A 21,231-nucleotide genomic window follows, 5' to 3' on the forward strand; every position below is an offset into this window, starting at 1 on the left:
TGTATAAGAGACAGGCACGTGCGCTCCCCGACCCCCGCCGGACCTGGCGGATCCTCGACGACCGCAGGCTCCCCGCACTCGAGCCGTTCGCCGCCGACGTCCGCCGCCACGGAGCGGTGACGGTCCGCGAGACGGTGTGGGACTCCGACGACCGGGTGCTCGCCGCAGAGGGCGTCGTGCTCACACGCTTGCCGGACGGCGACTGGACGATCGACCGGGGCGGGCACGGGACCGGCCCGGAACCGCTCGGGGGCGTGTCCGACGATCCCCCACGGGACGCCGTCGAGGTGTTCCTGCGTGGTCGTCCACTGCGGACCGTCCTGGTCCGTGACACCACCACGACGCTCGTGACCCTCCGTGGCAGGGACGGCCGGGTGCGGGCCGAGGTCGCCGACGTGCGCGTGGACGACGGCGACCCGGACACCACCGTGCTGCGATCGTCGCGGTGGTGGGCGCTGACGGACGACGGACGCGACGGTGCCACGGCACGAGCGGCCGAACGAGCGCTGCACGACGCGGCGACCGATCCGGTGGACGTTTCGTCGGTGCCGCTCCCCCGGGGCCCGGAGCCGGTGCCGGAGCGCCGACGCGGCCGGGCGAAGCGCCCCCGGCCGGACACCGCCGCGGGGTTCGTCCTGCGGGTGCTCGATGCCCTGCGGCGCGACCTGGTCGCGGCGGACCCCCGGGTACGGGCCGACGAGTCCGAGGCCGTGCACGACCTGCGGAAGGTGCTGCGCCGCCTGCGGAGCGTGCTCGCGGCGTTCCGCGGCGCGCTCGACCGCCAGGCGACCGAAGACCTCCGTGCCGCCCTTGCCGAGACCGGACGGATCGCCGGGACCGCTCGCGATGCCGAGGTGCTGCACGCCGGCCTGTCCCGGTCGGCGGCACACGCCCCCGACGGGTACGTGGACGCCGAGACCCTCGACCGCATCGCTTCGGAGACCGCGGAACGTCGCAGCGTCGCCGCGTCCGAACTCCGGCGAGCGCTGCGCTCCGACGCCTGGTTCCGGACACTCGATGCCCTCGACGACCTGCTGCTCCGGGCACCGGCCGGCCCGCACGCGGACGACGACGCGGCCACGTTCGCCGCCCGGCGCATCCGGCACGAGCGGGCACGCGTCGGTCGGCTGCTGGGTGATCCGAGCGATGACCTCGACACCCTGCACGAGGTCCGGAAGGCCGCGTGCCGGTTGCGCTATGCCCTGCAGGCGGCCGGTGACGTGCCCGACGTCGGGAAGCGCCGGCTCGGTCGACTGCGACGGGTGCAGGAGACCCTCGGCGAGACGCTCGACGCCGCACACGCAGCCGATGCGTACCGACGGCTGGCAGCCGTGGCAGCGCAGCACGGCGAGGACACGTTCGGGTACGGCGTCCTGGCGACGACCGAGCAGGCGGCCAGCACACAGGGCCTGCACCGATCGCGGAAGCTGCTCGCGCGGCTCTGACCGGGTGCGAGAATCGGGCCGTGCCGCACTACTTCGAGGACCTCGCTGCCGGACAGACCTTCACCACGCCGGGGCGCACCATCACCGAGGCGGACGTGGTGTCGTTCGCCTCGTGGACGAACGACAACAACCAGGTGCACACGGACGTCGAGTTCGCGGGGAAGACCCGGTACGGCCAGCGGATCGTGCACGGGCTGCTCGGTACCTCGCTGTGCCTCGGGCTCATCGCGCGCACGGGCGTCTTCGAGGGGTCCGCGGTGGCACTGCTCGGGATCGACCAGTGGCGGTTCACCGAGCCCGTGTTCATCGGCGACACCGTGACCTGCACCGTCGAGGTCCTCGGCACCCGGCTGACGAGCTCGGGGACGACCGGGATCGTCGAACGGGCGGTGGCCCTGCAGAACCAGCACGGCGTGGTCGTCCAGCAGGGGCGGATGGACGTCATGGTGCTCACCCGCGACGCCGCGATCGGCTGAGCGACCGCTCGACGAGCGCCCCGCGGAACCTGCTCCACGCAATCCCGGCTCCCTCTTTACAACGATGTACCCGCACGGGAGCATGGACGCATGAGCACGCTCGACGGCATCGTGGCCGCACCTGACTCCGCTTCCGCCCCCGGCCTCCCCCTCGCTTCGCGGCAGGACGGCACGTACCCCCGGCCGCAGATGCTCCGCACCGCCTGGGCCGACCTCGACGGCACGTGGTCGTTCCGGAACGACGGCGACGACGAGGCCTGGCGCACCGGCTTCAGCGACGCCCGGGACATCGTCGTCCCGTTCCCGCCGGAGTCCCCGGCCTCGGGCATCGACGAGCCCGGGTTCCACCCCGTCGTCTGGTACTCCCGGGCGATCACCCGCGCCGAGCTCGACGCCGCCGGGTTCGGCACCGGCGCGCCTCGACTCGTGCTGCACTTCGGCGCCGTCGACCACCGTGCCCGCGTCTGGATCGACGGGCAGTTCATCGGCGGGCACGAGGGCGGCCACACCCCGTTCTCCTTCGACGTCACCGAGGCGCTGACCACGGACCCCGACGCCGCGCACACCCTGGTGGTCCGCGCCGAGGACGACCCGCACGACCTGACCCAGCCGCGCGGCAAGCAGGACTGGCACGAGGACCCGCACGCGATCTGGTACCGCCGGACCACCGGGATCTGGCAGACGGTCTGGCTCGAGGCCGTGCCGACCGCCTCGATCGCGTCCCTGCGCTGGACGAACGTCGACCACGCGACCATGCGCCTGACGGTCCGGCTCGACGGTCACCGCACCGGCGGCGAGCGCCTGCGCGTCGATGCCCGCTGGGACGACCGCGACGAGCACCTCGCCACGATCGAGACCACCGTCAGCGAGACCGGGGACGAGTTCGACGTGGTCGTGCCGATCGCGCGGCAGACGAACGGTCAGGCCGAGGACGAGCTGCACTGGACGCCGGACACGCCCCGGCTGATCGACGCCACGGTCACGCTGCTGCCGGGCTCCAGCAACGGCAACGGCAACGGCAACGGCAACGGCACGACGGTGGGCACGGGCGCGCTCGACGCCGTCGCCAGCTACTTCGGGATCCGGACGGTCGGGGTCGACGGCGGCGCGTTCCTGCTCAACGGCCGACGCCATGACGTCCGCAGTGTCCTGAACCAGGGCTACTGGCCCGAGTCGCACATCGCCGCCCCGTCCCGCCAGGCACTCCGCCGCGAGGTCGAACTCATCAAGGAGCTCGGCTTCAACGCGGCCCGCAACCACCAGAAGGTCGAGGACCCCCGGTTCCTGTACTGGGCCGACCGACTCGGACTCATGGTGTGGGGCGAGGCTCCCGGCGCCTACGCGTTCTCCCCGCGCGCCGTGCAGCGTCTGATGCGTGAGTGGATGGACGCCGTCGAGCGTGACGCCTCGCACCCGTCGATCGTCACGTGGGTGCCCGCCAACGAGAGCTGGGGGGTGCAGCACATCGCCACCGACCCGGCCCAGCAGGCCTACGCCCGGGCCCTCGCCGACGTCACGCGGGCGTTGGACCCGACGCGTCCGGTGATCTCCAACGACGGGTGGGAGCACACGAACTCCGACATCGTCACGATCCACGACTACGAGGGCGACGGACCCCGGCTCGCGGCCACCTACGCGGACGAGACCGCACGGACCCGACTCCTCGGTGGCATCGGCCCGGCGGACCGGCGCATCCTCGTCGGCGGCGCCGAGGACCTCGGCCAGCCGGTCATGCTCACCGAGTTCGGCGGCGTGAACTACCAGCCGGGCGTCCAGCGCGAGGACGGCTGGGGCTACACGTCGGCCACTGACGGCGACGACTGGGTCGCCCGCATCACCGCGCTGTACGACGCGATCCGCGCGAGCTCGTTCCTCGCCGGGTCCTGCTACACGCAGCTCACCGACACCATGCAGGAGACGAACGGTCTGCTCAACGCAGACCGCTCCCCGAAGGTCCCGATCGAGCAGATCCGTCGTGCGGTCACGGGGCGCTAGCCGGGAGGCCCGCACTTCGTGAGAAGCGGTGGTCGGGTCCGGCAGACGGACCCGACCACCGCTGCTCCCGGAGCACGCAGGGCACGTCGCGGCGGACGCGGGACGGCCCGCGATGCGGGGTGCGGCCCGCGGTCTGGGAGGATCGGGCGGGTGACGAGCGTGGCGGAAGCGAGCCGGGCCTCCAGGCGGGGGTTCCGCAGCCTGCTGACCGGACGGCGCAGCGCCTGGACCGCACCGCTGCTGATCTGGGCGGGCTCGCGGGTGGTCAGCACCGTGCTGCTGGCGACCGTGTACCTGCTGGCAACCGCGAACGGCTGGCCGTTCGCCTCGTACCGGCACGATCCCTCGTTCTTCACGTTCTCGGGCTCGTGGGACGCCTCGTTCTACCGGATCATCGCGGAGCACGGGTACCCGGCGACGCTGCCGACCGATGACTCCGGGCACGTCCTGCCGAACGCGTGGGCGTTCCTGCCGGTGTTCCCCGCGGTCGTGCGGCTCCTGATGACGCTGACCGGCGCCTCGTTCTGGGTCGCCGGGGTCGTGGTGGCGTCGATCGCCGGAGCGGGCGCCTGCGTGCTGCTGTACCGGCTGGTGCTCGCCGTCGGCTGCTCGCACCGGGCCCGCTGGGCGACGGCCCTGTTCGCGTTCGCGCCGACGGGGTTCCTGCTGCAGGTCGCCTACGCGGAGAGCCTGCTGCTCGTGCTGCTGTTCGGCGCGCTGCTGGCGCTTGTGCGGCGTCGGTACTGGCTGATCGCGCCGCTCGGTGTCGTGGCAGCGTTCACGAAGCCCGGGGTCCTCGCGCTGGCGCTGGCACTGGCTGTGCACCTGGTCCTGCGGTGGGTGGCGTGGCGCCGGCAGCAGGACGCGTTCCCGTGGCGCGACCGGATCGCGATCGTGGTGACCGGCCTGGTCGTCGCGGCTGCGGGACTTGCGTGGCCCGTCATCGCGACGGCCGTGACCGGGCGACCGAACGCGTACCTGGACACCGAGCTGTCGTGGTGGGTGGGGTTCGTCGGGCGCCAGCACTTCGCGCCGCTGACGCCGTGGTTCACGATGGCGTCGACGTGGCTCGGGCCGCTCGGCATCGGACTCGTCGTGGTGGTGCTCGCCGGCGCGGTGTGGTTCTTCTCGCGCAGGAGGACCAGGGCCCTGGGCACCGACGTACTCGCGTTCACGGCGTCCTACGGGCTGTACCTGGTGGCGGTGTTCCTGCCGCAGCAGTCGTTGCCGCGGTTGCTCATGCCGATGGCGCCGTTGCTCGGGTCGGACGTCTTCGTGGGGACACGGCGGCGGACGGTGGCGTGTCTGGTCGTCGGGGTGTGCCTGCAGCCGCTCGCGATCGTACTGCTGTGGTTCCTCGGGTACCCGTGAGCGGCGCTGGTCGTCGGCTCTGCAAAACGCCGGTGTTCGCCGGTTGAACACGCGCAGACCGCGGTGCGACGCGCGAACACCGGTGTCTTGCGGCCGCGACAGCGCTACGCGTCGAACGTGTGGAACCAGGCCGATCCGCCGGGGTGCTGCACCGTGATCATCTCGTCGAGGTCGCGGTAGGGGCCGTCCTGGTTGTGGCTCGCCGACTTGATGCGGATCGTGCCGTCGGGCTCGGTGAAGACCTCGGACACGATGGTGGTGTGGTCCGGTGACCCGTTGGCGTTCCAGTCGAAGAACACGATGTCGCCGACCTGCACCTTGTCGCGCTCGTCCGACGAACGCCGGGTGAGTCCGAACTCGGCCGCGTTGGTCTCGAGCCACGGGTCCATCGTCGGGCAGTAGGTCCACGTCGCACTGTGCTCGGCACCGGCTGACCGGTTGTACCAGTCGGACCGCTGCTCCCACCCGCGGGCGATGAGCGTCTGGCTGACGTAGTTCGCGCAGTCGCCGCCGATCGGGTTCATCGTGCCGTACTCGGCGAGGTTGTAGTCCTTCCAGTACCGCATCGCGTACGCGAGCTGCCGGTCGACGTCGGTCAGTGCGGCGTAGGCCAGGGTGGTCGAAGCGACCGCGCTGCCCGCAGCGGGTGTCGTGGCGGCGGTCGGGGTCGGCGTGGTCGTCGCGGTGTCCTGGGTGGCGCCGCTCTGCCCGTCGTTCGCGGCGCTGCCGTTGCCGTCAGAGGACTGGTTCGCCGACGCGGTGGGCTCGATCACCGCGGTGAAGAGCGCGACGTCGGCGTCACCGGCGGTGTACATCGCCTGGTGTGGGGCCGTGAAGGTCACCTTCGACGCGGTCGCCGTGACGTCGCGCGCAGCGACACCGCCGACGGTGACGCCCTTGACGGCGGCGAGTCCGGTCCCCGTCACGGTGATCGTGACGCCACCGGCGAGCGGGACCTGCGCCGGAGTGACGGCCTTCGCGACGGGCTTCGCCGTCGGGGTGGACGATGCGTCCCCACCCCCGGAGCTCCCGCGCCCGCCGCCCGAACCCTTGCCCGAGTCGCCGCCCTTGTCGCTGCCGGAGGAGCACGCCGCGACGGCGAGCCCGATCCCGGCGACGCCGGCGAGGGACAGGAGTGCGCGGCGGTTCATCGAGGCAGTCATGACACGACCAGCGTAAGCGACACCTCCGTCGTTCCGACACGGCATGATCGTCTTCGGGGGCGAGCGTCCTCCGTGTCCCAGCGGACCCGTTCGGAAGGAACACACATGCCCGAGAGCCACGACTTCTTCGTCGCCACCGACCCCGAGACCGCCCGTGCCCAGGTGCGCGAGGCCCTGTCCCGCGAGGGCTACACCGTCGACGACGCCGAGCAAGGGGCACTCCGTGCGACCCGCGGCAGCCTCGGCCTGACGCTGCTCATCGGCGGCATGGCGAACGACCGCACGTTCCACACCCGCCTCGACGTGCAGATCATGATCGCCCCGGACGGCCGCACGGTCGCCCGACTGCTGCGCGGCTCGGGCAAGTCCGCGATCAAGGGTGGAGCGCTCGGCATCTCCCGCGGCAACCGTGCCTTCGAGCAGGCCGCGAACGCGATCCACACCACCTTCGCGCAGTCCGGCGTGCTGACGGAGAGCATCGCCGGCTGACACGTCGACGGCGGGGACGGGTCCGACGCGAGTCACAGACGGGCGGGAGGCCCGGTGCCAGCTGGCACCGGGCCTCCCGCCCGTCTGCGACTCGCGCTCGCCGTCATGATGCGCGCCGATCCGCTCGCGAACCGTCGCAGGTCGCGTGCCCCTGCGTCAGCTGCAGGACCAGTCGCGGTCGATCGCGGTCGAGCCGAACGGCGTGACGTACTGCGTCATCCTGATGGGTCCACCGAGCAGACGAGCGCCGGAGCAGGCCGCCTGAGCCTGGTCGAGTCGGGCTGCACCGAGCGCGATCCAGCTCGGCAGCGGCCGGAGCGGACTCGATGCCGGGACGGTCCCCATGATCTTGTTGAACTGGTACGAGGTCGAGTAGACCCCGATCTGGGTCACTCCCGCGTCCTGCAGGGCCTTCGTCATGCCCTCGAGCGCCGCACGGTTCTGCCCGGCGTCCGAGGTGACGTACGACAGCCCGGTCTCGACGTCGAGCCACCAGCGGTACTGACCAGGATTGGTGACTCCGCGGGTGTTGGCTGCTTCGTAGGCGCGGGCGTACCCGTACATGTACGAGCACGCTGCCGTCGTCTTCCAGGTCGACTGCGCACCGGACTGCGGTGTGCAGATGCCGTACGCCGTGGGCACAGCGACTGTCTGGCCGTTCGGCGCGAGGTTCGACGTCGGCCACACCGAGGCTGCCCGTGCCCCGGGGTTCGTGAAGAGCGAGTAGACCTGCGTCGTCGGCTGGGCGGTGCCGCCGGCGGAGGCCTCGGCCCAGCCGAGCTGCTGTTGCAAGCAGGGGTTCGTCGTGTTGGCGCGTTCACCGTTCACCCCGACGATCCCGAACGACTGGTCGGTGGGGACGGTCTTGCCGCACTGCGGCCAGGAGATGTCCACGCCGGTCCCCGAACCCGTCGATCCATCGAGGAAGTACCCCACGACGTCGACGTAGACCGTCGCAGTCCCGCCGGACACCTTCGCCTGCACCTGCCCTCCGGCTGCGAGCGGCGCGATCAAGGCGTTCCCGATTGTCTGCCCCTTGGCGTAGACCTGCGTCGGCACGCTCGAGGCCAGCCCCGCACCGACGACGCGGAGTGATCCCCCGGTGCTTCCCTTGCCGACCTTCGCGTTGATGACCGCAGCGGTCGCATTGCGCGGGACACCTGCGGTGCCGGCGACGGTGACCTTCTTCGCGGTGGTCCCGGCAGCGACGGTCGCAGCTCGGACCGGGTGCGCGGGGACGAAGACCGAACCGTTGGCGTTCGGCGCGTAGTACCCGACCACGTCGGCGAGCACCCGTGCGGATCCGGAGGAGACTCGCGCTTGCACGGCGCCGCCGGAGAGCCTGACCGTGGTCGTGTTGGCGACGGTGATGCCCTTCTCGTACATCAACGAGACGACCCCGGCGTTGTTGCCGGACGGGGTGATCCGCAGCCGACCACTCGTTGCGGGGCGGGAGACGTCGGTCTGGAGCACCACTGCGGTGGCGTTCGCCGGGACACCCGCCTTCCCCGCGACCACGATCTTCTTCGCCGCGGTGGACACCGTTCCGTTCAGCACGTTCGTCGGCGGCAGCGGCGTGTACGTGGAACCGGATGCACTCGTGCCGTACCACCCCGCAACGTCGAGCGAAACGGTGGCCTTGCCCGCGGACACCTTCACCTGGGCCTTGCCCGAGGTGAGGCCGACCGTGGTCGTGCCGGAGATCGGCTGCCCCCGGCGGAAGTTCTGGATCGCGGGGCTCGCCGTGCTGCCGGCAGGGGCAACACTGACGTACCCGGCGGCGCTTGGCGCGTTCACCGTCGCGGTGAGCACGACAGCCGTGGCCGAAGCGGGGATGCCGTTCCTGCCGCCGAGGGTGACCGTCGTCGCGGTGCTCGTCGCGGTGCCGGACCAGGCTCGTGCCGGTGCGACGGCGGTGAATCGGCCGGTCGTCGGGGCCGCTGCCGATGCCGGCGCGACCGGTCCGACGACAGCGAGGCCGGCGGCGACGGCGAGCACCGTGCCGATCGATGCGATGGCGGTCCTGAAGCGCACGTGTTCCCCCGTTTCCCGCGCCGGTCGGCGCACGGGGAGTCTAGGGCGGTGCGTTGGACAACACACCACCCCTGTCCGTGAACTGTGTCGAACGATCTACCTGAATCGGCCTGTGGAGGACGATCCCCTCGACACGACCGCCAACGACAGAACGGCCCGGAACCTGTGGGTTCCGGGCCGTTCTCGTGGTTGCTACCTGGTGGAGCTAAGGGGATTCGAACCCCTGACCTTCTCATTGCGAACGAGACGCGCTACCAACTGCGCCATAGCCCCAAGTGCTCGACCACACTAGCACCCTCGTTCCGCCCAGCTGAAATCGCGGGTGGCCCTTCGGGCGTGCCGCGGGTCAGACCGCGCGGCGCCGTCGCATGATCGCGTCGAGGTCGGCCTGCTGGTAGGCGTCGTCGTCGAGGACACCCATGCCGGCCCACTTGCTCGGCGGCCCGGCGGGCTCGTCGGCGGGAGCAGGAGCGCCGGGAGCAACGCCGGCCGACGCGGCAGGGGCGGCAGGGGCGGCGGGGGCCCGGAGCCCGAGCCGCTCGGCCAGACGCCCCTGGTCGTGCGCGGACAGCGACGCCGCAGCCTCTTCCAGTTCGGGTCGCATCCGCGACACCCGCGCCAGCGACGGGTCGGACTCCCCGGCCCGGATCGCGGCCGCTTCGGCCTCGGCTTCCGCCTTGGCCGCGGCGACGCGCTCCTTCAGGCGGGCAGCGAGTTCCGCCGACGACTCGGGCGACGCGGCCGGAGCGGCCGGCCGCTCCACGTAGAGGGGTTTCGGAACGTGGTTCGGGGTCCAGGAGCGGTCTGCTGCAGGCTCGGCAGGCTGCTCGGTCGACAGGGGCGGCGCCGGGTCCGTCCATGCGGTGGACGGCCGGGAGGCGCGGGTCGCGCCCGTCTCGGCGGCCGCGAGACGCTGCTTCCGCGCCGTCGCCACCTGGTGCAGCTGGGCCAGGACCGCTGCGGACCCGCCGGCGGCGACGAGGCCGGCGACACCGACGAGCCAGAGCGACGGTGCCGCGACGAAGACCACGAGGGCGATGACGACGCCGAGCGTGCCGAACAGGGTCGCCCCGAGCCGGGAACGGCGCATGCGCATCGCGGTCAGGGCCGGCACGGCGGACGCCCGCTCGAGCACCGGTGCCTGCTCGGCCAGGCGGCGGGTGATCTCACGCTGCCGTGCGGCTTCGTGGGCTCGGACGATGGCCGTGCGCTTGGCCTCTTCGGACCGGGCGACGCGCTGCGCCTGGGCGAGGGACTTCGCGTTCATCTCGATGCGGACCTCGTCCGGCAGCTCGGCGGTCTGCGCGAGGATCCGGAGGGTCTGCTGCAGCCGGATGGCGTTCCGCTCGGTGGCCAGGTACTGGCGGCGGGCGGCCCACGACGGCATCAGGTAGACGAGCCAGAGGACGGCCGCGACGAGCAGGACGATGCCGCCACCCCACGAGCCGATTCCTGCCATGCGAACACGGTAGGGGCGGCGGTTCCCGCGCCGCGTCATTGCCGGACGCGTGTTGCGCGTGTCGGGGCGGAATCCGTGGGAGGCGAGCCGCGCCTCCAGGCCCGTCAGACGTGGGACGTCAGATGCGGGGCGTCGTGTCCAGCGGCATCGCCGCCTCGTCGCGTGCGGCGAGCGGCACGGTCCCCACGCCGGGCGGCACCTGCCCCTGAACCCAGCGTTCGAGGACGCCCCCGCGGACCTCTTCGGCCACCAGCGCGAAGCAGAAGTGGTCGCGCCAGTCCCCGTTGATGTGGATGTACCGGCGACGGAGTCCCTCGTACCGGAAGCCGAGCTTCTCGACGACGCGCAGGCTCGGGGCGTTCTCCGGCCGGATGCAGATCTCGATCCGGTGCACGCCGAGCGAGCGGAAGCAGTGGTCGACGGCGAGGGCGACCGAGATCGGCGTCACGTTGTGGCCGGCGGCGTCCTCGACGACCCAGTAGCCGATGGAGGCACTCGCGAGCGAGCCGTAGGAGATGCCGGAGACGTTGAGCTGCCCGACGAAGCGGCCGTCGAGCTCCATCGCGAACGGGAGTCCGAGTCCCGCGCGGGCATTGGCCTGGAGCGCACGGATGCTGCCTCGGACGTCCGTGGAGACGTGACCGGAGGGGTTCGTGGCCTCCCATGTTCGGAGCCACGAACGGTTCGTCGCGAGGGCGGCGTCGAGGTCGCGGGTGTCGCGGAGCCGGAGGGGCCGGATGGTGACCCGCCCGTGGGACAGGGTCGGGATCGTCGTCATCGCTGGGTTCCTCCGGGGTCCCGCCCCGGTGCGGGACGGGGTGTCCCGCCCGGGTCCGTGATCACCGGACCCGAGCGGGATGGCCGACTATTCGCCCGCGTTGAACTCCTTCAGCCACGACTTGAGGTCGGGGCCGAGGTCATCGCGGTCCGAGGCGAGCTGCACGATCGCCTTGATGTAGTCGAGTTTGTCACCCGTGTCGTACCGGCGTCCACGGAACACGACGCCGTACACGCCGCCGGTCCACTCTTCGGCGCTCGCCATCTTCATGAGCGCGTCGGTCAGCTGGATCTCGCCGCCCTTGCCCGGCTCCTGCTTCTCGAGGACGTCGAAGACCTCGGGACGGATGACGTAGCGGCCGATGATGGCCAGGTTCGAGGGCGCCTCGCCCTGCGGGGGCTTCTCGACGAGGCCGGTGATCTTCACCACGTCGTCGGTGTCGGTCGGCTCGACCGTGGCGATGCCGTACAGGTGGGTCTGCGACTCGGGGACCTCGAGCAGGGCCACGATGGTGGCGTTCTTCTCGCCCTGGACCTCGATCATGCGCTGGAGCAGCGGGTCACGAGCGTCGATGATGTCGTCACCGAGGAGCACGGCGAACGGCTCGCGGCCGACGTGCATCTTCGCGCGGAGCACCGCGTGGCCGAGGCCGAGCGGGTCACCCTGTCGCACGTAGTGCATGTCGGCGAGGTCCGTCGACTGGTTCACCTTCTGCAGCTTCTCGTGGTCGCCCTTCTTGCGGAGGGTCTCCTCGAGCTCCGACACGTGGTCGAAGTGGTTCTCGAGCGCGTTCTTGTTGCGCCCGGTGATCATCAGCACGTCGGTCAGCCCGGCACCGACAGCCTCTTCCACCACGTACTGGATGGCCGGCTTGTCGACGACGGGGAGCATCTCCTTCGGCATCGCCTTGGTCGCGGGGAGGAAGCGGGTACCCAGCCCTGCGGCCGGGATCACCGCCTTCGAAATCTGGAAGCCCATGCTCAGACCGTATCCGATCCCCCTTTCGAGGGCATGTCGTCGCTCCGGGGGACACGGGACCCCGCGTGTTCCCGGCGGGAAGCCGCAACCGTGCCCCTCGGTAGACTCCTGCGCATGATCGCCGATCTCGGGAACGAGAAGCGCGCCCTGCGAGCCGAACTCCGGCAGCGGCGGCGCACCCGGACCACGACCGAACGCGACGCGGACACCGAGACCCTGACCGCGACCCTGCAGCGCTTCGTCGAGGAGCGCCAGGTGACGTCCCTCGCCCTGTACCTGTCCGCACCGGACGAGCCGAACGTCCGGCCGTTCCTGAACTGGGCGTTCGGGCAGGGCATCCGCGTGCTGCTGCCGATCACCCGCGAGGACGGCCTGCTCGACTGGGCCGTCGGCGACGGCGAGAGCGAGACCGAGAGCCTGCTCGGCCTGCCCGAGGTCGTCGGCGAGGTCCTGTCCCCGCTCGCGATCAACGACGTCGACGCGATCCTGGCCCCGGCGGCGGCGGTCGGGCACGACGGCGTCCGCATGGGCTGGGGGCGCGGCTACTACGACAAGACCCTCGGGTCCATGGCGAACCGTCCGCCCGTCTATGCTGTGATCTTCGACGCGGAGTACCTCGACGAGGTCCCGCGCGAACCCCACGACGAACCCGTTGACGGCATCATCACGCCGTCGCGCATCATCACGTTCCGGAGCTGACGTGCCCACCTACTCGTACCGTTGCACCGAGTGCGACAACGCGTTCGACATCAAGCAGTCCTTCTCCGACGCCACCCTGACGGAGTGCCCGGTCTGCGGCGGCGTCCTGCGGAAGGTGTTCTCCCCGGTCGGCGTGACCTTCAACGGCGGCGGCTTCTACCGCACCGACTCGCGCCCGGCCCCGAAGTCCGAGGGCTCGTCGAGCACCCCGGCGAAGTCCGAGCCGAAGAAGTCCGAGCCGGCGAAGAAGGCCGAGTCGAAGCCCAGCGGCTCGAAGCCCGCCGCGTCCTGACGCGGTCTGCGCTCTCCGGATAGGTTGGGGCGCGTCGCCACTCGGCGGCCGTCCTCGACCCGGAAGGAGACCCTCGCATGAAGGGCTTCAAGGAGTTCCTGCTCCGCGGCAACGTCATCGACCTGGCCGTCGCAGTCGTCATCGGTGCGGCGTTCACCGCGATCGTCACCACGATCGTCAACGCCCTGATCAACCCGCTCATCGGTGCGGTGTTCAACGCCTCGAGCCTGGACACGGCGCTCGTCTGGAGGATTCCGACGGTGTCCGGCGGCAAGCCGGCGGAGATCCTCTTCGGCGCGATCATCGGCGCGGTCATCAACTTCGTCATCGTCGCCGCGGTCGTGTACTTCGCGCTCGTCGTGCCCGTCAACCACCTGAAGAAGGTGGCGTTCGAGCGTGTCAAGAACGACGAGCAGCAGACCCCGCAGGACGTGCCCCCGACCGACGTCGAGGTGCTGCTCGAGATCCGCGACCTGCTCCGCCCGCAGAACGGCGGCGCGACCAGCACGGGCGCACACATCGCCCCGTCGAACGCTCCCGAGGGGCCCGGCATCGGCGGCACGACGAAGCTCTAGCCCCGGCGCCTTCGCAAGACACCGGTGTTCGCGCGCTGCACACCCGCAAACCGCGGTGCGCAGCGTGAACACCGGTGTTTTGCGAAGAGGGGCCCGTCAGGCGGCGGGGACCGCGCGGCGCTTCGCGAACATCGCGACGGCGTACTGCGCGCCGGCGAGCACGTGCCCCGCGGTGCCGAGGTACACGAACACCAGGGCCACGACCCGGACCCACGGCGCGTTCTCGTCGACGGTGTGCACCGCGGAGAACAGCAGCACCGGCAGCCCGACGAACAGCAGGGCCGAGCGGATCTTGCCCGTCCACGTGACGTCGAGGTCCGGGTTGCCGTGGAACAGCACGCTCGACAGGACGACGAGCACCAGGTCGACGAGCACGACGACGGCCACCACCCACCAGGGCAGTAGGCCGACGAGCACCAGGGACAGCACGATCGCGATGATCGCCAGGCGGTCGGCGACGGGGTCGATGGCCTTGCCGAGCTTGGAGCCCTGGTCGAACTTGCGGGCGATGAAGCCGTCCGCCCAGTCGCTCACGCCGATCACGACGAGGGCGACGAGCGCCCACCCCGGGTGGCCGGCGACGACGAGGCCGATGAACACCGGGATCAGCACGAGGCGGAACAGCGTGATCAGGTTCGGCCAGGTCTGCCAGTCGGGGCGCTGTCGCGCGGTGTCAGTCATCACGGGCCAGGCTACCGGTTACCAGTGCGGGGGGACGTCGCGCCGGAGCTGGTCGTCGTTCTCACCGTCGCGGTGCCGCGCCGGTTCCGGTGGCGGCGTCGGGTCGTAGCCCGCCACCGGCTGGGTGGTGACGCGTCTGCGGCGCCGCACCGGGCCTCCCGGCTGGTCCGCCGTCTCGCCTCCGTCAGCTGCGGGACGGACGGGAGGCACGGCTGACGACGCGTCGTCGACCCGCGTCCACGTGCCCACCAGCTGGTCCGACTCCGGCGTCACCGGACCGGCGGGCCGCGAGGCCCGGCGGCTCATCGGCGCGCGGGGCCGATGCCGGGCACGACGGGATGGAGATCCTGCGTGCTCATCGGCGGGCGGGGATCGGCGGTATCGAGATCTCCTGCGTGGCACCGCGGTCGACCCCGAGCACGGACGCGACGGTGTCGGCGACGCGGTCCGGGTCGGAGAACAGCTGGAACGCGTGCACGCGTACGTAGTGCCAGCCGAGTCGGCGGAGCACCTCGGGGCGCAGGCGCAGGGACTCGCGCAGCGATCCCTTGACCAGCGACGCGTCGGTCTCGATCGTGACGCAGACTCCGCCGTGCGCGGCGACGAGGCCGAGCTTGCCTCGGTGTCCGAGCGCGACCGGGATGCCACGCATCTCGAGGCGCCGGGCCAGGTCGACGAGCAGCGGGTCGGAGTCGTCCGGCACGTACTCGGCGGTGGTGCGGGCCCGCACCTCGGCCAGGATCTCGGCGAGGGCGACGGTGCCGTGGCCCATGCGCTCGGCCTCGATGTCCGACGGCTGGAAGCAGGTGACGATGACCATCGACCGACGGGCGCGGGTCATGGCGACGGCCAGCAGCCGCTCGCCGCCGGGCTTGCCGAGCGGACCGAAGTCGCGCAGCACACGGCCGTGCGGGGTCCGGCCGTAGCCGATGGAGAACACGACGCGGTCGCGGCTCTGCGCCACCGACTGCTCGAGCGTCGCCACGATGAACGGCTCGGCACGGTCGCCGATGACGAACTCGGTCAGGTCCTTGTGGCCCTGGGCGGCGGTCAGCACGGCCTGCTCGACGCGCACGGCGTGCTTCGCCGATGCGGTGATGACCATGAGCGACTCGGTCGGACGGGTGCGGGCGTGGTCGATGACGAGGCGGACCACGCGGTCGACCTCGGCATCGACGCTCTCGACGGCACCGGACTCGGGGTCCGGGACAGCCTTGCCGTCGCTGACGTAGTCGAGCGCGATCGAGCCGTGGCCGAGGAACGAGCCGGCCCACGGCAGGGACTCGATCTTGCCGCCGTAGAAGCGACGGTTCACGAGCTCGGCCAGGTCCTCGCCGCCGGCGCGGTACGACCGCGACAGTGACAGGGTCGGCAGCAGGGTGGACAGCTTCGCCAGGGCGGAGTCGGCGTGGAACGCGTCGAGCGTGCCCTCGTCGACCTGCAGCGCCCGGTGCTCCGGGTCCACGGCGATGCGGAACGGCGACGGCGTCTGGGTGACCGGGTCGCCGAACACGACGGTCTGGCGGGCACGACGGACGGCACCGACGGTCTCGGCGATCGTCACGGCGCCGGCGTCGACCAGGATCACCGTGTCGAAGGGCATCGTGTCGGCGATCTGCGGCACCTCGTACGGGCTGGCGAGCCAGACGGGTGCGATCGACCGGGACAGGTGCGGTGCGGAGTCCTGCAGCAGGCGCGAGGTGATCGCGCCGTCGCGGAGCTGGGTCTTGAGTGCGGTCGCTTCTTCGGGCCAGTCGACGAGACCGACCTTCCAGTTCTCGGCGAGCTGCCACGCCAGGCCCTGGGAGACCCCGGCCGCGTGGGCGTCGTCCACCAGGCGGAAGTCGGCCTCGACCCGGTCGAGCATGTCGGTGTTCGCGCCGAGCAGCGCCCGGTCGGACTCGAGCATGGTCTCGAGGGCGGACTGCCACCAGGCGAGCTCGAGCTCGGCCGGCACCTGCACGTCCGGCACGTGCCGGTTCGCCAGGTCGGTGATGAGCGGTTCGAGCTGCAGGTCGCGCAGGGTCTGCATGAGCTCGGTGCGCTCCTGCAGGTTGTGCAGGACGTCGGACTCGGCGGCGAGCTCGGCGATGGTCGGGACGAGCTGGTCGACCGGGATGTTCGCGAGCTGGCGGTCACGCTCGGTGCGACCCAGCGGCTCGTCGAGGCGCGCGAGGTCCTCGGCGACGTTCGAGAACAGCACCTGGACGTCGGCGATGCCCGTGGGCACCTCGGGGTTCACGCCGGCGGCGACGTAGCGCTGCCAGAGCACCCGCTGCTGCTGGACGCGGGTCAGGGCCTCGTGCAGGTCGGACACGTGCACGCCCGGACGGACGTACTCGCGGGCGAGCTTCTTGAGCCGGCGACGGTTCGTCGACGACATCGGGGCGCCCTCGCCGCGGGGGGCGGTGGCGGCCACGAGCTCGGACACCGAGCGGTCGAAGACCACCGGCAGGAAGCGGTCGAGCGTGTCACGGATCTCGGTGAGCAGGCGCAGGTAGATGCCGAGCTCGTTGATCGTCGTGAACTGGCGCATGTGCGTCGAGCTCACCAGGTCGTGGGCGCGGCGGAGCAGGGTCGGCAGACCGTCGGCGTCGAGGTCCTTCGCGATGCGGTGCGCACGCTGGGCGCCGTCGCTCGAACCGAACTTCGCGCCGTACCAGGGCGAGTCGTCGGGGCCGTAGCGGAACTCACCGAGGTTCGCGGCGCTGACCATCGTCTCGGCGACGCGCGAGCGGCCCTCGACCATCGAGGCGACGGACTGCTTCGACAGGCGCGCGGTGGTCGACGGGGCGACGGGCAGCAGCGACAGGCGCGACAGCTCCACCAGGCAGTCGAGCACCGAGACGCCGAAGTCGGGGTCCTTGCGGGTGAGCGAGCCGCGGTAGTCCTTGAGCACCTTGCGCAGCCGGACCAGGGCGTCGTCGACCTCGCGGAGGTTCGGACGCGCCGCCTTCTCGTTCCGGGCGATCGCACGGACGACGTCACGGCGCAGGGTCGACGGCGTGACCGCGACCCCGGACAGCTGGACCTCGCCGAAGCGAGCGGCGATGCCCCGCAGGGTGGCGCGGCGCGGGCTCACGACGAGCACGCGCTTGTTCGCGGCGACCAGGCCACCCAGGGCGTTCACGATCGTCTGGGTGCCACCGGTGCCGGGCAGGGTCTTCACGACGATGGAGTTGCCGGCCGTGATCTGCGCGATCACGTTCTCCTGCTCGTCGTCGGCGTCGAGCAGGAGCGTGTCGGTCTCCGGGCTGCGCTCGTCCGACGGGGTCTGCTCGACCGGGTGGTAGGACTGCTCGACCTGCCACTTCGCGCTCGGGTTACCGGCGAGGGCGTCGAGCACGGGGTGCGACAGGTCGCCGGTGTCCTCGACCATGCCGGTCGCGACCTCGGCGAAGGTGGACACCACGAGGCGTGCGTGCACCGAGAAGCCGGGGATGTGCGCGGTCAGGCCACGCAGGCGGTCGATGACGGGGTTCGGCGTGAACGAGCCGTCCTGCTGCGCGAGGGCCACGAAGGACTGCGCGTCGAGGATGACCCCGAACTGCTCGTGCAGCGCGTCGGCGAGGCCCGGGTTGAGCACCGGTTCGCCGAGCAGGCGCACCTCGAAGTCGCGTCCGTGCCGGCGGATCGCCAGGGGACGCAGGAGCACCGGGCCGCGGAACTGCTCGTCGCCGTGCTTCCAGTCGGCCATGCCGATGCCGAGCTTCACGGCGTCGATGCCGCGCACGGTGGCCAGCTCGGTGCCCTTCGCCTCGACGTGTCCGGCGGCCACGCGGGCGGCACGGAGCGCCACCTCGTCGCGGATCAGGCTGGACAGCAGGGTCGTCTTGCCGGTGATGAACTGCGCGAGACCGCCCGGGTGGGTGGTCGAGAGCTCGATGCGGGCGCGCGGGTGGTCGCTGAAGTGCGTGAGCGGGCTCGTGCCGCCGACACCGGTCAGCTGGGTGCGCCAGCCGTCCCACGTCGGTTCGGCCGCGTTGCCGGCCTGCAACCGCGGGTCGCCGAGGCTGATCGCCTGCGGGCTCGTCATCTGCAGCTCCGGGCGGAGCGTGCGGTCCGGCTCGTCGTCGGTCCGTTCCTGGTCCACGTCCTGCTGCTCGTCTCGATCGTCGTCGGGGCGCGCGCGGGCACCTTCGACGGGGACGTCGTCGTTCACGTCGTCCTCACCGTCGGTCACCCTGTCCGCTCGCCACACATCCGACACTGTAGGCGGAACCGGACGGCCTCTCTGGCAATGAACCGAGGTTTCGGGGTTTCCGCACGGACGTGACCGCCGTCCGGCCCGACGTGCGCCACCGTCCGACCCGACGTGCGGCGCGCCCGATCCGACGGCAGCCCCGTTCGGTGTGGTACCAACGGGGCATGGCCATCGACGACCGCACCGCTCCGTCCGCCCCCACGCCGAACCGGCGTCGATCGGTCCCCGCCGAGATCTCACGGTCATGGCTGCTGGTCTCCGGCACCGCCACCGACCGGTTCGACAAGTCCCAGCGCTCCCGCGCCGACCAGATCATCCTGGACATCGAGGACGCCGTCGACCCCGCCGCGAAGCCCTCGGCCCGGCAGGGCGTCGCCGCCTGGCTGGCCGGCGGTGGCGAGGCCTGGGTGCGCATCAACGACGTCACGACGGACTTCTGGGCGGACGACGTCGAGGAGCTCCGCGGCCTGCCCGGGCTGCAGGGCGTCATGCTCGCCAAGACCGAGTCCCCCGCCCAGGTCACCGACACCTGGCACCGGCTCGGCGGCCAGACGCCGGTGATCGCCCTGGTCGAGTCGGCCCTGGGCATCGAGGAGTCCGTGTCGATCGCCAAGGCGCAGGGCGCGTTCCGCCTGGCCTTCGGTTCCGGCGACTACCGCCGCGACACCGGGACCAGCGCCGACACGCTCGCGATGGCGTACCCGCGGTCGAAGCTGGTCGTCGCCTCGCGCGTCGGCGACCTGCCGGGCCCGATCGACGGCCCCACGGTCGGGTCGTCGCACCCGATCCTCCGCGAGCAGTCGCAGGTGGCGGTGTCGCTCGGCCTCACCGGCAAGCTCTGCCTGGACACCGAGCAGCTCCCCGTCATCAACGAGGTCATCTCCCCCACACCGACCGACGTCGCCTGGGCGCAGGACTTCCTCGACGACTTCGAGGCCCGCGGCCGGGTCATCCGCGACGGTTCCGACCTGCCACGGCTCGGTCGGGCGCAGAAGATCCAGCGGCTCGCACAGGCGTTCGGGGTCGAGGCGCGGTAGGACTGCACGCATGACCTGGTCCAACGTCCCCGGCCCTCCGCCGCAGTCCTCCTCCGGTCCCACGGACGCGCAGCGCGCGGCGTGGGAGCGCGGTGGCACCACGCTGTTCCCGCCGGCGAAGCTCGCCGACCGGATCTCGACGGTGCTGCTCCTGGTGTTCGGTGCCGTCATGACCGCGATCACGGCGGTCGTCGGCATCGTCGCGATCGCCTCGGCCACGGCGGAGTGCGACGCCTCGTCGGGCTGCACGCCCGGCGGGTACTTCGGTGGCGCGGCCATCGCGGTCGGTGGCGCCTTCGTCATCGGGGTCGCCACGATCGTGCTGTCGATCGGCGCGTGGATCCGACGGAAGCCGTCGTGGTGGATCGCGGCGATCGGCTTCGTGCTCGCGATCGTCGTCATCGTGTGGGGCGGGGTCGTCTTCGCGAACGCCGTCGACAGCGGTTCCGCCTCGTCGTCGGTGTCCGCCAGCGCCTGACCGACACCACGCTTCCGACAGGACACGCGTCGATCGACGCGTGTCCTGTCCGAGAACGCGTGTGCGTTCCGGCCTGGAGGCGCGAAGGCGGGGCCGCCACGCGCCTCCAGTCCGCCTGTCGGTCACGGCCACGGCGTGACCACCTGGGCGTGCGAGCGCACCCCCGGCGCATGCTGGGCCGATGAAGCAACGAGTCATCGGAGACGTGTCCGTCAGTGCCATCGGTCTGGGCGGGATGCCCATGTCGATCGAGGGCCGACCGGACGAGCGTCAGTCCATCGCCACGATCCACGCAGCGCTCGAGAACGGTGTCACGCTCATCGACACCGCCGACGCCTACCACCTGGGCGGCCACGACGAGGTGGGGCACAACGAGGAGCTCATCGCGCGGGCCGTCCGGGAGTTCCACGACGACACCTCGGACGTCCTCATCGCGACGAAGGGCGGACACCTGCGCCCCGAGGCCGGCAACTGGGCGCAGAACGGGCACCCGGAGTACCTGAAGGAGGCGGCGAAGGCCTCGGCGAAGCGGCTCGGCGTCGAGCAGATCGGCCTGTACCAGTTCCACCGCCCCGACCCGGCGGTGCCGTACGCCGACTCGATCGGGGCGCTCGCCGAGCTGCTCGACGAGGGCGTCATCCGGATGGCGGGCATCTCGAACGCCGACCCGGACCAGATCCGCACCGCGAACGAGGTCCTCGGCGGACGCCTGGCGTCGGTGCAGAACCAGTACTCGCCGAAGTTCCGGTCGAGTGAGCCGGAACTCGAGCTGTGCGACGAGCTCGGCATCGCGTTCCTGCCGTGGAGCCCCCTCGGTGGCATCGGGAGCGCGGCGGACCTCGGCACGGCGTTCGAGGACTTCGCGTACATCGCCCGCGACCGTGGGGTCACCCCGCAGGTCATCGCCCTGGCGTGGGAGCTGCAGAAGAGCGACGTCGTCGTACCGATCCCCGGTGCGTCGCGGCCGCAGTCGATCCTGAACTCGATCACGGCGCCGACCGTGCGGCTGCGGCCGGAGGACGTCGCACGCCTCGACGCCTCGCAGCCCGCGGCCGTCTGACGCCCGTTCCCCCGACG

At 71.5% G+C, this 21,231-nt stretch carries 18 protein-coding genes and 1 tRNA gene; 11 read left to right on the forward strand and 8 right to left on the reverse strand.

What is annotated here, in order from left to right:
* From DEJ04_RS09885 to DEJ04_RS09900, 4 genes are all read left to right on the forward strand, one after another.
* Positions 1–1,445: CHAD domain-containing protein (locus DEJ04_RS09885; protein ID WP_111046972.1), on the forward strand; the 1,445-nt coding region annotated here is incomplete at its 5' end.
* Between the two features lie 20 nt (positions 1,446–1,465).
* Positions 1,466–1,921: a MaoC/PaaZ C-terminal domain-containing protein gene (locus DEJ04_RS09890; protein WP_111046973.1), complete on the forward strand. Its 456-nt coding sequence runs from the start codon at positions 1,466–1,468 to the stop codon at positions 1,919–1,921.
* A gap of 90 nt (positions 1,922–2,011) precedes the next feature.
* Complete coding sequence (locus DEJ04_RS09895) at positions 2,012–3,916, forward strand: glycoside hydrolase family 2 protein (protein WP_181437787.1); 1,905 nt, start codon at positions 2,012–2,014, stop codon at positions 3,914–3,916.
* A gap of 150 nt (positions 3,917–4,066) precedes the next feature.
* A complete protein-coding gene (locus DEJ04_RS09900) occupies positions 4,067–5,287 on the forward strand; it encodes a hypothetical protein (RefSeq protein ID WP_181437788.1) in 1,221 nt (406 codons plus the stop codon).
* Between the two features lie 104 nt (positions 5,288–5,391).
* Here the strand turns inward: DEJ04_RS09900 and DEJ04_RS09905 are convergent, their stop codons facing one another.
* Positions 5,392–6,450, reverse strand: coding sequence for an amidase domain-containing protein (locus DEJ04_RS09905; protein ID WP_258371347.1), 1,059 nt, complete (start codon positions 6,448–6,450; stop codon positions 5,392–5,394).
* Positions 6,451–6,555: 105 nt separating this feature from the next.
* On the opposite strand from DEJ04_RS09905, the gene DEJ04_RS09910 reads away from it, so the two are divergent.
* Positions 6,556–6,939: a hypothetical protein gene (locus DEJ04_RS09910; protein WP_071405149.1), complete on the forward strand. Its 384-nt coding sequence runs from the start codon at positions 6,556–6,558 to the stop codon at positions 6,937–6,939.
* A 156-nt stretch (positions 6,940–7,095) separates the two neighbouring features.
* Here DEJ04_RS09910 and DEJ04_RS09915 read toward each other — a convergent pair whose 3' ends face one another.
* The 5 genes from DEJ04_RS09915 to galU all read right to left on the reverse strand — a co-directional run bounded on the left by DEJ04_RS09915 (position 7,096) and on the right by galU (position 12,188).
* The gene (locus DEJ04_RS09915) at positions 7,096–8,973 is read right to left on the reverse strand and encodes a hypothetical protein (RefSeq protein WP_111046974.1); all 1,878 of its coding nucleotides are present in this window, start codon (positions 8,971–8,973) and stop codon (positions 7,096–7,098) included.
* A gap of 197 nt (positions 8,974–9,170) precedes the next feature.
* Positions 9,171–9,246 (reverse strand) — tRNA-Ala (locus DEJ04_RS09920).
* A gap of 73 nt (positions 9,247–9,319) precedes the next feature.
* On the reverse strand, positions 9,320–10,432 hold the full coding sequence (locus DEJ04_RS09925) for a hypothetical protein (RefSeq protein WP_111046975.1): 1,113 nt from the start codon (positions 10,430–10,432) through the stop codon (positions 9,320–9,322).
* A 118-nt stretch (positions 10,433–10,550) separates the two neighbouring features.
* Entirely contained in the window at positions 10,551–11,210 is a 660-nt protein-coding gene (locus DEJ04_RS09930) for a GNAT family N-acetyltransferase (RefSeq protein ID WP_017887986.1), read from the reverse strand.
* A gap of 87 nt (positions 11,211–11,297) precedes the next feature.
* Positions 11,298–12,188, reverse strand: coding sequence for a UTP--glucose-1-phosphate uridylyltransferase GalU (gene galU / locus DEJ04_RS09935; RefSeq protein ID WP_027466560.1), 891 nt, complete (start codon positions 12,186–12,188; stop codon positions 11,298–11,300).
* A gap of 114 nt (positions 12,189–12,302) precedes the next feature.
* Here galU and DEJ04_RS09940 point away from each other — a divergent pair, with 114 nt between their 5' ends.
* From DEJ04_RS09940 to mscL, 3 genes are all read left to right on the forward strand, one after another.
* A complete protein-coding gene (locus DEJ04_RS09940) occupies positions 12,303–12,887 on the forward strand; it encodes a 5-formyltetrahydrofolate cyclo-ligase (protein WP_111024332.1) in 585 nt (194 codons plus the stop codon).
* Position 12,888: 1 nt separating this feature from the next.
* Entirely contained in the window at positions 12,889–13,179 is a 291-nt protein-coding gene (locus DEJ04_RS09945) for an FmdB family zinc ribbon protein (protein ID WP_027466562.1), read from the forward strand.
* Positions 13,180–13,256: 77 nt separating this feature from the next.
* Positions 13,257–13,754: a large conductance mechanosensitive channel protein MscL gene (mscL, locus tag DEJ04_RS09950; RefSeq protein WP_111046976.1), complete on the forward strand. Its 498-nt coding sequence runs from the start codon at positions 13,257–13,259 to the stop codon at positions 13,752–13,754.
* A gap of 96 nt (positions 13,755–13,850) precedes the next feature.
* Here the strand turns inward: mscL and DEJ04_RS09955 are convergent, their stop codons facing one another.
* Together DEJ04_RS09955 and DEJ04_RS09965 are read right to left on the reverse strand one after the other, a co-directional pair.
* Positions 13,851–14,435, reverse strand: coding sequence for a CDP-alcohol phosphatidyltransferase family protein (locus tag DEJ04_RS09955; protein WP_051596961.1), 585 nt, complete (start codon positions 14,433–14,435; stop codon positions 13,851–13,853).
* A gap of 355 nt (positions 14,436–14,790) precedes the next feature.
* The gene (locus tag DEJ04_RS09965) at positions 14,791–18,618 is read right to left on the reverse strand and encodes an ATP-binding protein (protein ID WP_111046978.1); all 3,828 of its coding nucleotides are present in this window, start codon (positions 18,616–18,618) and stop codon (positions 14,791–14,793) included.
* A 185-nt stretch (positions 18,619–18,803) separates the two neighbouring features.
* Here DEJ04_RS09965 and DEJ04_RS09970 point away from each other — a divergent pair, with 185 nt between their 5' ends.
* From DEJ04_RS09970 to DEJ04_RS09980, 3 genes are all read left to right on the forward strand, one after another.
* Complete coding sequence (locus DEJ04_RS09970) at positions 18,804–19,676, forward strand: CoA ester lyase (RefSeq protein ID WP_017887994.1); 873 nt, start codon at positions 18,804–18,806, stop codon at positions 19,674–19,676.
* Positions 19,677–19,686: 10 nt separating this feature from the next.
* Positions 19,687–20,154, forward strand: a complete 468-nt coding sequence (locus DEJ04_RS09975; RefSeq protein ID WP_111030703.1) for a DUF6264 family protein — start codon at positions 19,687–19,689, stop codon at positions 20,152–20,154.
* A 181-nt stretch (positions 20,155–20,335) separates the two neighbouring features.
* On the forward strand, positions 20,336–21,214 hold the full coding sequence (locus DEJ04_RS09980; protein WP_071244093.1) for an aldo/keto reductase: 879 nt from the start codon (positions 20,336–20,338) through the stop codon (positions 21,212–21,214).
* Positions 21,215–21,231 lie beyond the last annotated feature (17 nt).

Origin of the sequence: Curtobacterium sp. MCLR17_044, from assembly GCF_003234435.1 — a bacterium.
Lineage (GTDB): Bacteria > Actinomycetota > Actinomycetes > Actinomycetales > Microbacteriaceae > Curtobacterium > Curtobacterium flaccumfaciens.